11 protein-coding genes and 1 tRNA gene are annotated in these 12,580 nt (G+C 60.5%); 10 read left to right on the forward strand and 2 right to left on the reverse strand.

What is annotated here, in order from left to right:
- Window position 1: 1 nt before the first annotated feature.
- From AC07V0_RS27970 to AC07V0_RS27995, 6 genes are all read left to right on the forward strand, one after another.
- Window positions 2-77, forward strand: a tRNA-Glu gene (locus AC07V0_RS27970).
- Window positions 78-259: 182 nt separating this feature from the next.
- On the forward strand, window positions 260-799 hold the full coding sequence (locus AC07V0_RS27975) for a TetR/AcrR family transcriptional regulator (RefSeq protein WP_019582113.1): 540 nt from the start codon (window positions 260-262) through the stop codon (window positions 797-799).
- A gap of 31 nt (window positions 800-830) precedes the next feature.
- The gene (locus AC07V0_RS27980; RefSeq protein ID WP_018928104.1) at window positions 831-1,664 is read left to right on the forward strand and encodes an alpha/beta fold hydrolase; all 834 of its coding nucleotides are present in this window, start codon (window positions 831-833) and stop codon (window positions 1,662-1,664) included.
- Between the two features lie 48 nt (window positions 1,665-1,712).
- Window positions 1,713-2,150 carry an acyl-CoA thioesterase gene (locus AC07V0_RS27985; protein ID WP_495020106.1) on the forward strand — a complete coding sequence of 146 codons (438 nt, stop codon included), beginning with the start codon at window positions 1,713-1,715 and terminating at the stop codon, window positions 2,148-2,150.
- A 97-nt stretch (window positions 2,151-2,247) separates the two neighbouring features.
- Window positions 2,248-3,207 carry a tRNA dihydrouridine synthase gene (locus AC07V0_RS27990; RefSeq protein WP_018928102.1) on the forward strand — a complete coding sequence of 320 codons (960 nt, stop codon included), beginning with the start codon at window positions 2,248-2,250 and terminating at the stop codon, window positions 3,205-3,207.
- Between the two features lie 131 nt (window positions 3,208-3,338).
- Complete coding sequence (locus AC07V0_RS27995; protein WP_018928101.1) at window positions 3,339-3,785, forward strand: Hsp20 family protein; 447 nt, start codon at window positions 3,339-3,341, stop codon at window positions 3,783-3,785.
- Between the two features lie 255 nt (window positions 3,786-4,040).
- On the opposite strand, the gene AC07V0_RS28000 is transcribed toward AC07V0_RS27995, so the two are convergent.
- Entirely contained in the window at window positions 4,041-7,319 is a 3,279-nt protein-coding gene (locus AC07V0_RS28000; RefSeq protein ID WP_495020107.1) for a sensor domain-containing protein, read from the reverse strand.
- An 83-nt stretch (window positions 7,320-7,402) separates the two neighbouring features.
- Complete coding sequence (locus tag AC07V0_RS28005) at window positions 7,403-8,293, reverse strand: LysR family transcriptional regulator (protein WP_018928099.1); 891 nt, start codon at window positions 8,291-8,293, stop codon at window positions 7,403-7,405.
- Window positions 8,294-8,452: 159 nt separating this feature from the next.
- Between AC07V0_RS28005 and leuC the strand changes: the two genes are divergently transcribed.
- The 4 genes from leuC to leuB all read left to right on the forward strand — a co-directional run bounded on the left by leuC (window position 8,453) and on the right by leuB (window position 12,516).
- Window positions 8,453-9,871 carry a 3-isopropylmalate dehydratase large subunit gene (leuC, locus tag AC07V0_RS28010; RefSeq protein WP_018928098.1) on the forward strand — a complete coding sequence of 473 codons (1,419 nt, stop codon included), beginning with the start codon at window positions 8,453-8,455 and terminating at the stop codon, window positions 9,869-9,871.
- An 11-nt stretch (window positions 9,872-9,882) separates the two neighbouring features.
- Window positions 9,883-10,527 (forward strand): 3-isopropylmalate dehydratase small subunit, encoded by a 645-nt coding sequence (gene leuD, locus AC07V0_RS28015; protein ID WP_018928097.1) that lies wholly within the window; start codon window positions 9,883-9,885, stop codon window positions 10,525-10,527.
- Between the two features lie 87 nt (window positions 10,528-10,614).
- A complete protein-coding gene (locus AC07V0_RS28020) occupies window positions 10,615-11,382 on the forward strand; it encodes a class I SAM-dependent methyltransferase (RefSeq protein ID WP_495020108.1) in 768 nt (255 codons plus the stop codon).
- Between the two features lie 51 nt (window positions 11,383-11,433).
- The gene (leuB, locus tag AC07V0_RS28025) at window positions 11,434-12,516 is read left to right on the forward strand and encodes a 3-isopropylmalate dehydrogenase (RefSeq protein ID WP_007935187.1); all 1,083 of its coding nucleotides are present in this window, start codon (window positions 11,434-11,436) and stop codon (window positions 12,514-12,516) included.
- Window positions 12,517-12,580: the final 64 nt, after the last annotated feature.

Genomic DNA, 12,580 nt, shown 5'->3' on the forward strand with positions numbered 1-12,580 from the left:
CGTCCCCTTCGTCTAGTGGCCTAGGACACCGCCCTTTCACGGCGGTAACAGGGGTTCGAGTCCCCTAGGGGACGCCACGATTACCCGCTTTGCGGGATTTTTAAGGGTCATTCAATTATTGAATGGCCCTTTTGTTTGTCTGGCGTTTGGCCAAATCTCCTTTTTCCCCAACACTGTTCTTCAGACCAGCGGTCACATCCACGACTTGCGGAAAATTATTATGAGAATAATATTCTAGTCGTAATATTCGGAGGCAACGATGAACGATAAAAAAGCTCAAACCCGCGAACGCATCCTCAAGGCTGCCAGTGCAGCGCTGATCCAGCGCGGCCCGGCCGAGCCGAGCGTGGGCGAAGTGATGGGCGCGGCCGGCCTGACGGTCGGCGGTTTCTACGCGCACTTCGAAAGCAAGGACGCGTTGATGCTGGAGGCGTTCAAGCAGCTGCTCAGCCATCGTCGTGACTTGATCGCCGACATGGATGCCGAGTTGACCGGCGAAGAGCGTCGCGCGTTGGTCGCAGCGTTCTACCTGTCGCGCAAACACCGTGATTCCACCGAGCAGGCATGCCCGGTTCCAGCGTCGATCAGTGAACTGGGCCGTCTGCCGGACGAATTTCGTGTGGCGTTGAATGAACATATTGAATTGATGGTCGCGCAGTTGGCAGCCAGCCCGGAAGACATCGACAAGGTCTTGGCCGACATCGCCTTGATGGTGGGTGGTTTGGCGCTGGCGCGGGCGCTGGGGCCAGGAGAGTTGTCCGATCGATTGCTGCGCGCCGCCAAATCGGCGGTGCTGTGACCTAAAGGCATCCAGCCTGAGGAGATGGGCGATGAACACGTTGAGCTGGGTTCGTGGCGTTAATGGCACCTTGGGCTGGTTCGCACCGAAGCTGGTGGCGAGCAAGATGCGTCTGGCATTCATGACCCCGCGGGAGTTGCCGCCGCGTGATTGGGAATTGCCGCTGCTGGCGAAATCCGAGCGGATCACTTTGCGCTTCGGCCTCTCGGCGCTGCGTTGGGGACAGGGCCCGGCAGTGTTGTTGATGCACGGCTGGGAGGGCCGGCCAACGCAGTTTGCCGCGCTGATCACGGCGCTGGTCGATGCCGGTTACACCGTGGTCGCCCTGGACGGCCCGGCTCATGGTCGCTCGCCTGGACGCGAAGCCAATGTGGTGCTGTTCGCCCGGGCGATGCTTGAAGCAGCTGCTGAACTACCGCCGCTGCAAGCGGTAATCGGTCACTCGATGGGCGGCGCCAGCGCCATGCTCGCGGTGCAGTTGGGCTTGCGCACCGAAACCCTGGTCTCGATCGCCGCCCCGGCGCGAATCCTTGGGGTGCTGCGCGGTTTTGCGCGCTATGTACGCCTGCCGCCCAAAGCCCGTTCGGCGTTCATTCGTCAGGTCGAAAAAGACGTTGGCATGCGTGCTGCTGCGCTGGATGTCGCGCACTATCAGCTCGACATGCCAGGCCTGATTGTCCATGCCGAGGACGACAGCTTTGTCTCGGTCAAGGAGTCCCAATTGATTCACGAAGCCTGGTTCGACAGTCGCTTGTTGCGCCTGGAAGAGGGCGGTCATCAGCGGGTCCTGGCCGATCCGCGGGTGATCGATGGCGTGCTCTCGCTGCTGGCCGGTCGCAGCCTGCAATCGCGCCAATCGGCCTGAGCTTCCGTTACACTGCCCCGGTCGAAATAATCTGACCGGGAGTGGGGCATGGGCTGGGATCGGGCAACGCCGTTTATCATTGATCTGGAAGTGGGCGCCGAAGACATCGACGGGTTGGGCCACGCGAACAACGCGGTGTACGTGACTTGGCTCGAGCGCTGTGCCTGGCGTCACTCGCAGCGGCTGGGTCTGGACCTGGTCGAGTATCGGCGGCTGGACCGGGCTATGGCGGTGGTGCGGCACGAGATTGATTACCTGGCGGCGGCCTACGAAGGCGATGAGCTGCAGCTGGCGACCTGGATCGTCGATTGGGACCAGCGCCTGAGAATGACCCGACACTTCCAGCTGATCCGCCCCAGTGACAGCTCGACGTTGCTGCGGGCGCAGACCACGTTCGTGTGCATCGAGCTGTCGACCGGCAAGCCCAAGCGCATGCCGGCGGAATTCATCGAGGGCTATGGCTCGGCGTTGCAAGTTCCAAGCTGACACAGTCCGCACATTTGCCACCGCCCGGTCTGACGAAATACCTTCTGCACGCCGAAACCAGTAAACTGCCGCACGTTTTTCGTTGAGTGTGTTTTTCATGCAAATTGCTTTGGCGCCCATGGAGGGGTTGGTCGACAACATCCTGCGGGACGTGCTGACCCGTGTGGGCGGTATCGATTGGTGTGTAACCGAGTTCATTCGGATCAACGATCAGCTGCTCACGCCTGCGTACTACCACAAGTTCGGCCCGGAACTGCTGACCGGCGCCCGTACCGCCTCCGGCGTGCCGCTGCGGGTGCAACTGCTTGGCTCCGATCCGGTGTGCCTGGCGGAAAACGCTGCACTGGCCTGCGAATTGGGTTCCGAAGTCATCGACCTGAACTTCGGCTGCCCGGCCAAGACCGTCAATAAGTCGCGCGGTGGCGCCGTTCTGCTCAAAGAGCCTGAGCTGCTCAACGAAATCGTCGAACATGTCCGCCGTGCGGTGCCAGCACACATTCCAGTGACCGCCAAAATGCGCCTGGGCTTCGACAGTCCCGATGGCTCGCTGGTTTGCGCCACAGCCCTGGCCGAAGGCGGTGCGGCGCACATCGTGGTTCATGCGCGGACCAAAACGGATGGCTACAAGCCGCCAGCTCACTGGGAATGGATCCCGCGGGTCCAGGACGTGGTCAAGGTGCCAGTGTTTGCCAACGGTGACATCTGGAGCGTCGAGGACTGGCGCCGTTGCCGCGAGATCAGCGGCGTCGAAGACATCATGCTCGGTCGTGGCCTGGTGTCGCGTCCGGATCTGGCAAGGCAGATCGCTGCGGCGCGGGCCGGTGAGGAGGTCGTCGAGATGACCTGGACCGAGCTGCTGCCGCTGATTCAGGATTTCTGGCTGCAAGCCAAGGCCCAGATGACACCACGCCAATCGCCGGGTCGCCTGAAGCAGTGGCTGGCAATGCTGACCCGTAATTATCCCGAAGCGGTAGAGTTGTTCGGCGTCCTGCGTCGTGAAACCGAGCTGGATCAGGTCTCGCGTTTACTGGGGTTGCAGGTGTCTGAGGCCGCCTGAATCTGCTTGAAAAAAATCTGAAAATAATCTCTTGAAAAGTAATCAGCGGTCCTTATCTAAGGATTACGCGATGCCGAATTCGGGTCGCGGAGACAAAAAAACTTGCTGATTATGTTCAGGAGATTTGAATCATGAGTACTGCATTTTCCTTGGCCCCACTGTTCCGTTCCTCGGTAGGTTTCGACCGTTTCAACGACCTGTTCGAAACCGCCCTGCGCAATGAGCCAGGCAGCACCTATCCACCCTACAACGTTGAAAAATACGGTGATGATCAATACCGCATCGTTGTGGCGGCCGCCGGTTTCCAGGAAGACGACCTGGACCTGCAAGTAGAAAAAGGTGTACTGACCATCAGTGGCGGCAAACGTGACGCGGACGAAAACGTCACTTACCTGTACCAAGGCATCGCACAGCGCGCCTTCAAACTGTCGTTCCGTCTGGCGGACCACATCGAAATCAAGGCCGCCGAACTGCGCAACGGTTTGTTGAATATCGAGCTGTTGCGGGTGATTCCGGAAGAAGCGAAAGCCAAACGCATCCCGATCAATGGGGCGGAAAAACCGGCTCTGCAACACTAATCGGTCAGAGCAAATGAGAAGGGCGCCATCCACTGGCGCCCTTTTTTTGTCCGTTGTCCCGTCCTGAATAAGATTTACACCTATTTGTAGCAGCTGCCGAGCCCGCGAGGCTGCGTTCGGCTGCGTAGCAGTCGCAAAACCTGCCACCGCGTTCTTTCAGGTAAATGGTATTGACTGGATTACGACTGCTTCGCAGCCGAACGCAGCCTCGCAGGCTCGACAGCTGCTACAGTCGAATGCGGAGCTGCTACGGGTCTATTTGAGCAGTTTCTGAAACTCCTCCACCAGCAACGGCCTGCTGTGCAAATACCCCTGATACAAATGGCAGCCCAGCCCTTGCAAGAACTCCAGTTGCTCCTCGGTTTCAACCCCTTCGGCAATCACTTCCAGCTCCAGGCTGCGGGCCATGGCGACGATGGCGCGAATGATTTCGGCATCGTTGGGGTCGGTGGTGGCGTCGCGGATGAACGACTGGTCGATTTTCAGGGTGTCGACCGGCAGGCGCTTGAGGTAGGTCAGCGAGGAGTAACCGGTACCGAAATCGTCCATGGCAAAGCTCACGCCGAGTTTTTTCAGGCGTCGCATTTTGCTGATGGTGTCGTCCAGGTTCTGGATGACGATGCCTTCGGTGATTTCCAGTTTCAGTAACGAGCAGGGCAGGTCGTGGCTGCCGAGGCTGTGCTCGATGCGTTCGACGAAGTCGTTCTGACGGAATTGCCGCGGGCTGATATTCACGCACAGGCTGAAATTGAGCGGGTCGATCAGGCCTTTGGCGATCAGGCGTTTGAAGGCCGCACAAGCTTCGTCGAGGATCCATGTGCCGACTTCCAGAATCAGCCCGCTGTCTTCCAGCACCTTGATGAACTCGGTCGGCGATTGCGCGCCCAGTTGCGGATGGTGCCAGCGCACCAGGGCTTCGGCGCCGGTAATGCGGTTGTTGCGGGCGTCCACCTGAGGCTGGTATTGCACGCTGAATTCACCCCGGGAAAGGGCCAGGCGCAGGTCGGTCTCCATGCGCAGGCGTTCGCTGGCGGCCTTCTGCATGGTGTTGTGATACATCTGCGTGGTGTTGCGGCCCGAGTCCTTGGCGCGGTAGAGGGCGATATCGGCGCGCTTGAGCAGGTCGGTCGGGGTCGAACCGTGGTCGGGGATCAGCGCGATGCCGATGCTCGGCGTCACTTGCAGGCGTTGTCCATCGAGGAACATCGGTTCGGACAGCAATTCGCGCAAGGTATCCGCCAGTTCCCGGACTTGAGCGCTGACGTCGCTGCGCGAGCCTTCCAGGCCACTGAGCAGCACCACGAACTCATCGCCGCCCAGGCGTGCGACGGTGTCTTCCATGCGTACGCTGGCTTCAAGGCGCGCGGTGATGATTTTCAGCACCGTATCGCCCACCGGGTGGCCGAGGGAGTCGTTGATGTGCTTGAAGTGGTCGAGGTCGAGGAACATCAGGGCGCCACGCAAGTTGTGGCGCTTGAGCAGGGCGATCTGCTGGCTCAGGCGGTCCATCAACAGCGCGCGGTTCGGCAGGTTGGTCAGCGGGTCGTGGTAGGCCAGGTGACGGATCTGCGCTTCGGCATTTTTCAGCAGGCTGACGTCCCGGGCGGTCAGCAGCAGGCAGGCAGTTTCGTTGAGGGTGATCGGTTCCACCGAGACTTCGACGGTCAGCAACTCGCCGCGCTTGTTGCGCCCGAGCATTTCCAGGTGGTGAACCCGGCCCTTGATCTGTAGTTCGGCCAGCAACGCCGAGCGTTGTTTCTCCTCGGCCCAGATGCCGACCTGATACACCGTGCGGCCCACCACTTCATCGGCACGGTAGCCGGTCAGGCGGCAGAAGCCGTCGTTAACTTCCAGATAGCGTCCAGTGTCGCGCTCGGTAATGGTGATGGCGTCGGGGCTTGAATGGAAGGCCTTGGCGAACTTCTCTTCGCTGGCCTTGAGCGCCGCTTCCGAGCGTTGCTGTTGGGTGATGTCGCGCAGGGTGGTGACGATGCACGGCTGGTCGCCGACGCTGATCTGGCGGCTGGAGATCACGCAGGTCAGGGATTGCCCGTCCTTGTGTTGAACGATGATCGCCACATTGTTCAGGCCCTGTTCGCGGATGACCCGCTCGATCCTTTGCAGGCTTTTCGCCGAGGCGTCCCACAGGCCGATTTCGTCGGCGCTGCGGCCGATGACGTCGGTGGTGCTCCAGCCGAACGTCTGGGTGAAGCTGGAGTTGATCTCGATGAAGTGGCCGGTGTCCTGACGCGTGACGCAGATCGGGTCGGGGCTGACCTGGAACAAGGTGGCGAATTTCTCTTCCGACGCTATCAGTTGCTGTTCGCGCTCTACTTGCTCGGTGATGTCCAGCAATGTGCCGGCCATGCGCAGCGGGTTGCCGTCATCATCGCGGTAGAGTCTGGCGCGGCTTTCCAGGTAGCGCGAACTACCGTCCGGCAGCTGCACGCGGTAGGTCAGTTGATAATTGCCGGCGGGGCCTTCGCGTAAGCTGCGGTAAGCGTCGCGCATGGTGTCGCGTTCTTCACCGGGTACACCTTCGAAAAACGCATCGAAGGATTCATGGAAGGGTTTGGGCTCCAGGCCATGCAGCTGGGCGGCCCGCGCCGAGCCGTAAAGCATGCCGCTGGGGATGTGCCAGTCCCAGGTGCCGAGTTGTGCTGAATCCAGGGCCAGGTCGAGGCGTTCCTGGCTGTCTTTGAGGGCGTGCTCGGCGATTTTGCGTTCGGTGGTGTCAAGGAATGTGCTCAGCAGATAGGGCTGGCCTTCGAGCTCGACCTTTTGCGCGCTGAGAATGCCGTCGTGAACCTGCCCGTTGCTGGCGCGAAATTGCACCTCCATGTTGATCAGCTCGCCTTTGGCCTTGGTGGCCTTGACCAGTTCCGCCCGTTGCTCCGGGTTGACCCAAAGGCCCAGTTCCAGGGTGGTTCGGCCGATTGCGTCTTGCACCGGCCAGCCGAACAGGCTTTCGAAGTACTGGTTGGCTTCGCTGATCAGGCCGTCTTCCTGTCGGGTCAGCAGCACCATGTTCGGGCACAGGTGAAACAGCGTGGCGAAGCGTTTTTCCGAGCTGCTCAGCGCTTGTTCACGCTGGCGCTGGTGGGTGATTTCACGGATGACCCCGATCATTCGTGGCCGGCCGTTTTTGTCCGGTAGCAGGCTGCCGTTGATTTCCAGCCAGTGCAGGCTGCCGTCGGGCCAGCGGATGCGGTGGTGCATGGCCTGCTCCAGCGGGGCGCCGGCGATCACTGCATTGAAGGCGCGGATGGCTTTCGCCCGATCCTCCTGGGGCAGCAGGTCGAGGTATTCCAGATCCTCGGGCAACGGTTGTCGGGGATCGAAGCCGAACAACGCCTGAGTGCCCCGTGACCAACTGATCTGTCCGCGCTCGATGTCCCAATACCAGGCGCCCAGTCGGGCACCATTGAGGGCCGCGAGCAACTGTGGGGCGCTTTCCCAGCTCTGCTCGGACCGTTTTGGGTCAATTGCCTGAATTCGCGGCATTGGCGGCATACGTTCAACAGATTTGGGCATGGATGACAGGCCTTGGGCTGAATTGGGCGTTAGGCACAGGGTTTTGGGGCTCTATAGGCGTAGCACAAAAGAAGAAGCACAGCTTAGCCGCGAGTCCCTGGCTGATCGATTTGTGCATCCAGCAAAGCCATGAAGGCCTTTGCCGCGTTCGACAGCGTCCGTTCGGTGTGCAGGATATAGCCTAGCTGGCGAGTGAGCTGTATGCCCGGCAAAGGTATGCGCGCCACTTGCTCATCCAGCATGGTGCGCGGCAAAACGCTCCAGGCCAGGCCGATCGAGACCATCATCTTGATGGTCTCCAGATAATTGGTGCTCATGGCGATGTTCGGCGTCAGGCCCTGGGCCTCGAACAGGCGTTGCACGATGTGGTGGGTAAAGGTGTTGCCGCCGGGGAAAACCGCGGGGTGCAGGGCAATGTCCGCCAGGCTGACCGCACCGTTGCTGATCAGCGGATGCTCCGGGGCGGCCACGAAATCCAGCGGGTCGTCCCACACGGGCGTGGCCTTGACCAATGTGTGAGGTTCCGGTGCAAGGGTGATGACTGCCAGTTCAGCGCGGCCATGGAGGATTTCTTCGTAGGCCACTTCCGAATCGAGGAACTGAATATCCAGCGCTACCTGCGGGTAACGTCGGGTGAACTCCCTTAATAAGGGCGGCAAGCGATGCAGGCCGATGTGATGGCTGGTGGCCAATGTCAGACGACCGGTCACTTCGCCAGTCAGGTTGGTCAGGGCGCGGCGGGTGTCATCCAGTACATTGAGGATCTGATAGGCCCGTGGCAGCAGGGCGCGGCCGGCTTCGGTCAGGCCGACTTCCCGGCCCAGTCGATCGAACAGTCGCACCTTCAATTGCTGCTCCAGCCCGGCGATGCGCTTGCTGATGGCCGGTTGCGTCAGGTGCAGCCGTTCGCCGGCGCCGGAGAAGCTTCCGGTCTCGGCAATCGCGATAAAGGCGTTGAGGTTGGCGAGGTCCATAATGAGGTCTCAGTGGCATTCCAGTTGGTTATGCAAAGCATAAAAAATATGAATTTGAGTTATTTAATGTAACCCCCTAGGATCGACCTCACAAGCCAAGGGGTTATTGAATTACTCAAGATCCGGGGCATAGAAACAAGCTGATGAGGAAACCGTCTGATGGCCGGCAAAACGCTCTACGACAAGCTCTGGGATTCGCATTTGGTCAAGCAGCGCGACGATGGCTCTGCGCTGATCTACATCGATCGTCACATCATCCACGAAGTGACCTCGCCGCAAGCCTTCGAAGGCCTGCGTCTGGCCGGGCGCAAGCCCTGGCGCATCGATGCCAACATCGCGACCCCGGACCACAACGTACCGACCACCCCGGAGCGCAAGGGCGGCATCGAAGCGATCGTCGACCAGGTCTCGCGTTTGCAGGTTCAGACCCTCGACGATAACTGTGACGAATACGGCATCGTCGAATTCAAGATGAATGACGTCCGCCAAGGCATCGTCCACGTCATCGGCCCGGAGCAGGGTGCCACCTTGCCGGGCATGACCGTGGTCTGCGGCGACTCCCACACCTCGACCCACGGCGCATTCGGTGCCCTGGCTCACGGTATCGGCACCTCCGAGGTCGAGCACGTGCTCGCCACTCAGTGCCTGGTCGCCAAGAAAATGAAGAACATGCTGGTGTTGGTCGAGGGCAAATTGCCGTTCGGCGTGACTGCCAAGGACATCGTCCTCGCCGTGATCGGCAAGATCGGCACCGCCGGCGGTAATGGCCACGCCATCGAATTCGCCGGTAGCGCGATTCGCGACCTGTCCGTTGAAGGCCGCATGACCATCTGCAACATGTCCATCGAAGCCGGCGCCCGTGTTGGCCTGGTGGCCGCCGACGAAAAAACCGTGGCTTACGTCAAGGGCCGTCCATTTGCTCCGAAGGGCGCGGAATGGGATTTGGCCGTCGAAGCCTGGAAAGACCTGGTCTCCGACGCCGATGCCAAGTTCGACACCATCGTCGAGCTCGATGCCTCTCAGATCAAGCCGCAAGTCAGCTGGGGCACCTCGCCTGAGATGGTGTTGGCCGTGGACCAGAACGTACCGGATCCGGCCAAGGAAATGGACCTGGTCAAGCGCGATTCCATCGAGCGCGCCTTGAAATACATGGGCTTGACCGCCAATCAGGCGATCACTGACATTCAACTGGACCGCGTATTCATCGGCTCCTGCACCAACTCGCGGATCGAAGACCTGCGCGCCGCCGCGGTGATCGCCAAGGGCCGCAAAGTGGCTTCGACCATCAAGCAGGCCATCGTGGTGCCGGGTTCGGGGCTGGTGAAGGCTCAGGCCGAATCCGAAGGCCTGGACAAGATTTTTATCGAGGCCGGTTTTGAATGGCGTGAGCCTGGCTGCTCGATGTGCCTGGCGATGAACCCGGACCGTTTGGAGTCGGGCGAGCATTGCGCGTCGACCTCCAACCGTAACTTCGAAGGCCGTCAGGGCGCCGGTGGTCGTACCCACCTCGTGAGCCCGGCCATGGCCGCCGCCGCCGCTGTGAACGGTCGTTTCGTCGACGTCCGTGAATTGATCTAAAGGAGCGCAGCATGAAAGCTTTTACCCAGCACACTGGTCTTGTCGCGCCTTTGGATCGTGCCAACGTCGACACCGACCAGATCATCCCGAAGCAGTTCTTGAAGTCGATCAAACGCACCGGTTTCGGTCCGAACCTGTTCGATGAGTGGCGTTATCTGGACGTTGGCCAGCCGTATCAGGACAACTCCAAGCGCCCGCTGAACAAGGACTTCGTCCTCAATGCCGAGCGTTATCAAGGCGCCAGCGTGTTGCTGGCCCGCGAGAACTTCGGTTGTGGCTCCAGCCGCGAGCACGCGCCGTGGGCACTGGAAGAGTACGGTTTCCGCAGCATCATCGCACCGAGCTACGCCGACATCTTCTTCAACAACAGCTTCAAGAACGGCTTGCTGCCGATCATCCTGAGCGACGCTGAAGTCGATGAGCTGTTCAAGCAGGTTGAAGCGAACCCGGGCTACCAGTTACAGATCGATTTGCAGGCCCAGACCGTGACCCGTCCGGACGGCAAAGTGCTGAGCTTCGAGATCGATGCCTTCCGTAAGCACTGCCTGCTCAATGGCCTGGACGATATCGGCCTGACTTTGCAGGATCACGAGGCGATTGCCACGTTTGAAGCCAAGCACCGCGCGAGCCAGCCATGGTTGTTTCGCGACGCCTGAGATTGATCTGGAATCGATGTAATCAGGGCCGGCCTCTTCGCGGGCAGGCCCAGACAGCGCAAGGTTAAACCTAAAAAGGAAGTCCCGATGACCAGCACCGCGCAGCACAGCCAGGTAGTCCAAAAACAATTCGGTGAACAGGCCTCGGCCTATCTGAGCAGCGCCGTACACGCTCAAGGCACTGAATTCGCGCTGCTACAGGCTGAACTGGCGGGGCAGGGCGATGCCCGGGTACTGGACCTGGGTTGCGGTGCCGGTCATGTGAGTTTTCATGTGGCCTCGCTGGTCAGGGAAGTAGTCGCTTACGACCTGTCCCAGCAGATGCTCGATGTGGTTGCCGCCGCCGCTGTTGACCGGGATTTGAGCAATGTGGCCACGGTCAACGGCGCCGCCGAGCGTCTGCCGTTCGACGATGGCGAGTTCGATTTCGTCTTCAGCCGCTATTCGGCGCACCATTGGAGCGACCTAGGCGTGGCCCTGCGCGAAGTTCGCCGGGTGCTGAAGCCGGGCGGGGTGGCGGCGTTCATCGATGTGTTGTCGCCGGGCAGCCCGCTGTTCGACACTTACCTGCAAAGCGTCGAAGTGCTGCGCGACACCAGCCACGTGCGCGATTATTCTGCGGGCGAGTGGTTGCGTCAGGTCAGCGAAGCGGGGTTGCATACCCGCAGCACAACGCGCCAACGGTTGCGCCTGGAGTACACCTCCTGGGTCGAGCGCATGCGTACGCCGCAGGTGATGCGCGCGGCGATCCTCGAGTTGCAGCAATCGATGGGCAACGAGGTGCGCGAATATTTTGAGATTGAAGCCGATGGTTCGTTCAGCACCGATGTACTGGTGCTGATGGCTGAACGATAGAATTTTTCCGGGCGCACCCGCGGGTGCGCCGACTGATGACATGAGGAAAGCATGAGCAAGCAGATTCTGATTCTCCCAGGCGACGGTATTGGCCCGGAAATCATGGCCGAAGCGGTCAAGGTGCTGGAGCTGGCGAACGACAAGTACAGCCTGGGCTTCGAACTGAGCCATGACGTGATCGGTGGCGCCGCCATCGACAAGCACGGCGTGCCGCTGGCCGATGAGACCCTGGCCCGTGCACGCGCAGCCGATGCTGTGCTGCTGGGCGCCGTGGGCGGCCCGAAATGGGACACCATCGAGCGTGACATCCGCCCTGAGCGCGGTCTGCTGAAAATCCGTGCGCAACTGGGCCTGTTCGGCAACCTGCGTCCGGCGATCCTGTACCCGCAACTGGCCGAGGCTTCCAGCCTGAAGGCAGAAATCGTTGCTGGCCTGGACATCCTCATCGTCCGTGAACTGACCGGCGGTATCTATTTCGGCGCGCCACGTGGCGTGCGCGAGTTGGAAAACGGCGAGCGCCAGGCCTACGACACGCTGCCATACAGCGAAACTGAAATCCGCCGTATCGCCCGTGTCGGTTTCGACATGGCGCGCGTGCGCGGCAAGAAGCTGTGCTCGGTGGACAAGGCCAACGTGCTGGCCTCCAGCCAGCTGTGGCGTGAAATCGTCGAGCAAGTGGCCAAGGACTACCCGGACGTCGAACTGAGCCACATGTACGTCGACAACGCCGCCATGCAACTGGTGCGTGCGCCGAAGCAGTTCGACGTGATCGTCACCGACAACCTGTTCGGCGACATTCTTTCCGACGAAGCGTCGATGCTCACCGGTTCCATCGGCATGCTGCCGTCGGCGTCGCTGGATGCCAACAACAAAGGCATGTACGAGCCGTGCCACGGTTCGGCGCCAGACATCGCTGGCAAGGGCATTGCCAACCCGTTGGCGACCATTTTGTCGGTGTCGATGATGCTGCGTTACAGCTTCAATCTGCAGGATGCGGCCGACGCCATCGAGAAGGCCGTGAGCCTGGTTTTGGATCAGGGTCTGCGTACGGGAGACATCTGGTCGGCTGGTTGCACCAAGGTCGGTACGCAGGAAATGGGCGACGCAGTAGTCGCCGCGCTGCGGAATCTGTAATCTCTCTGGCCCGCTGCAATTTTCAACCTTGAAAGCAGCGGCCCACTTTTCAAGAAGGTGTAGT

Source organism: Pseudomonas sp. GW821-FHT01E10, from assembly GCF_059422365.1.

What these genes read in the sequence shown, in the direction of transcription:
- AC07V0_RS27975 (WP_019582113.1), top strand. Translation starts at nt 260, where the DNA reads ATGAACGATAAAAAAGCTCAAACCCGCGAACGCATCCTCAAGGCTGCC.
- AC07V0_RS27980 (WP_018928104.1), top strand. Translation starts at nt 831, where the DNA reads ATGAACACGTTGAGCTGGGTTCGTGGCGTTAATGGCACCTTGGGCTGG.
- AC07V0_RS27985 (WP_495020106.1), top strand. Translation starts at nt 1,713, where the DNA reads ATGGGCTGGGATCGGGCAACGCCGTTTATCATTGATCTGGAAGTGGGC.
- AC07V0_RS27990 (WP_018928102.1), top strand. Translation starts at nt 2,248, where the DNA reads ATGCAAATTGCTTTGGCGCCCATGGAGGGGTTGGTCGACAACATCCTG.
- AC07V0_RS27995 (WP_018928101.1), top strand. Translation starts at nt 3,339, where the DNA reads ATGAGTACTGCATTTTCCTTGGCCCCACTGTTCCGTTCCTCGGTAGGT.
- AC07V0_RS28000 (WP_495020107.1), bottom strand. Translation starts at nt 7,319, where the DNA reads ATGCCCAAATCTGTTGAACGTATGCCGCCAATGCCGCGAATTCAGGCA.
- AC07V0_RS28005 (WP_018928099.1), bottom strand. Translation starts at nt 8,293, where the DNA reads ATGGACCTCGCCAACCTCAACGCCTTTATCGCGATTGCCGAGACCGGA.
- leuC (WP_018928098.1), top strand. Translation starts at nt 8,453, where the DNA reads ATGGCCGGCAAAACGCTCTACGACAAGCTCTGGGATTCGCATTTGGTC.
- leuD (WP_018928097.1), top strand. Translation starts at nt 9,883, where the DNA reads ATGAAAGCTTTTACCCAGCACACTGGTCTTGTCGCGCCTTTGGATCGT.
- AC07V0_RS28020 (WP_495020108.1), top strand. Translation starts at nt 10,615, where the DNA reads ATGACCAGCACCGCGCAGCACAGCCAGGTAGTCCAAAAACAATTCGGT.
- leuB (WP_007935187.1), top strand. Translation starts at nt 11,434, where the DNA reads ATGAGCAAGCAGATTCTGATTCTCCCAGGCGACGGTATTGGCCCGGAA.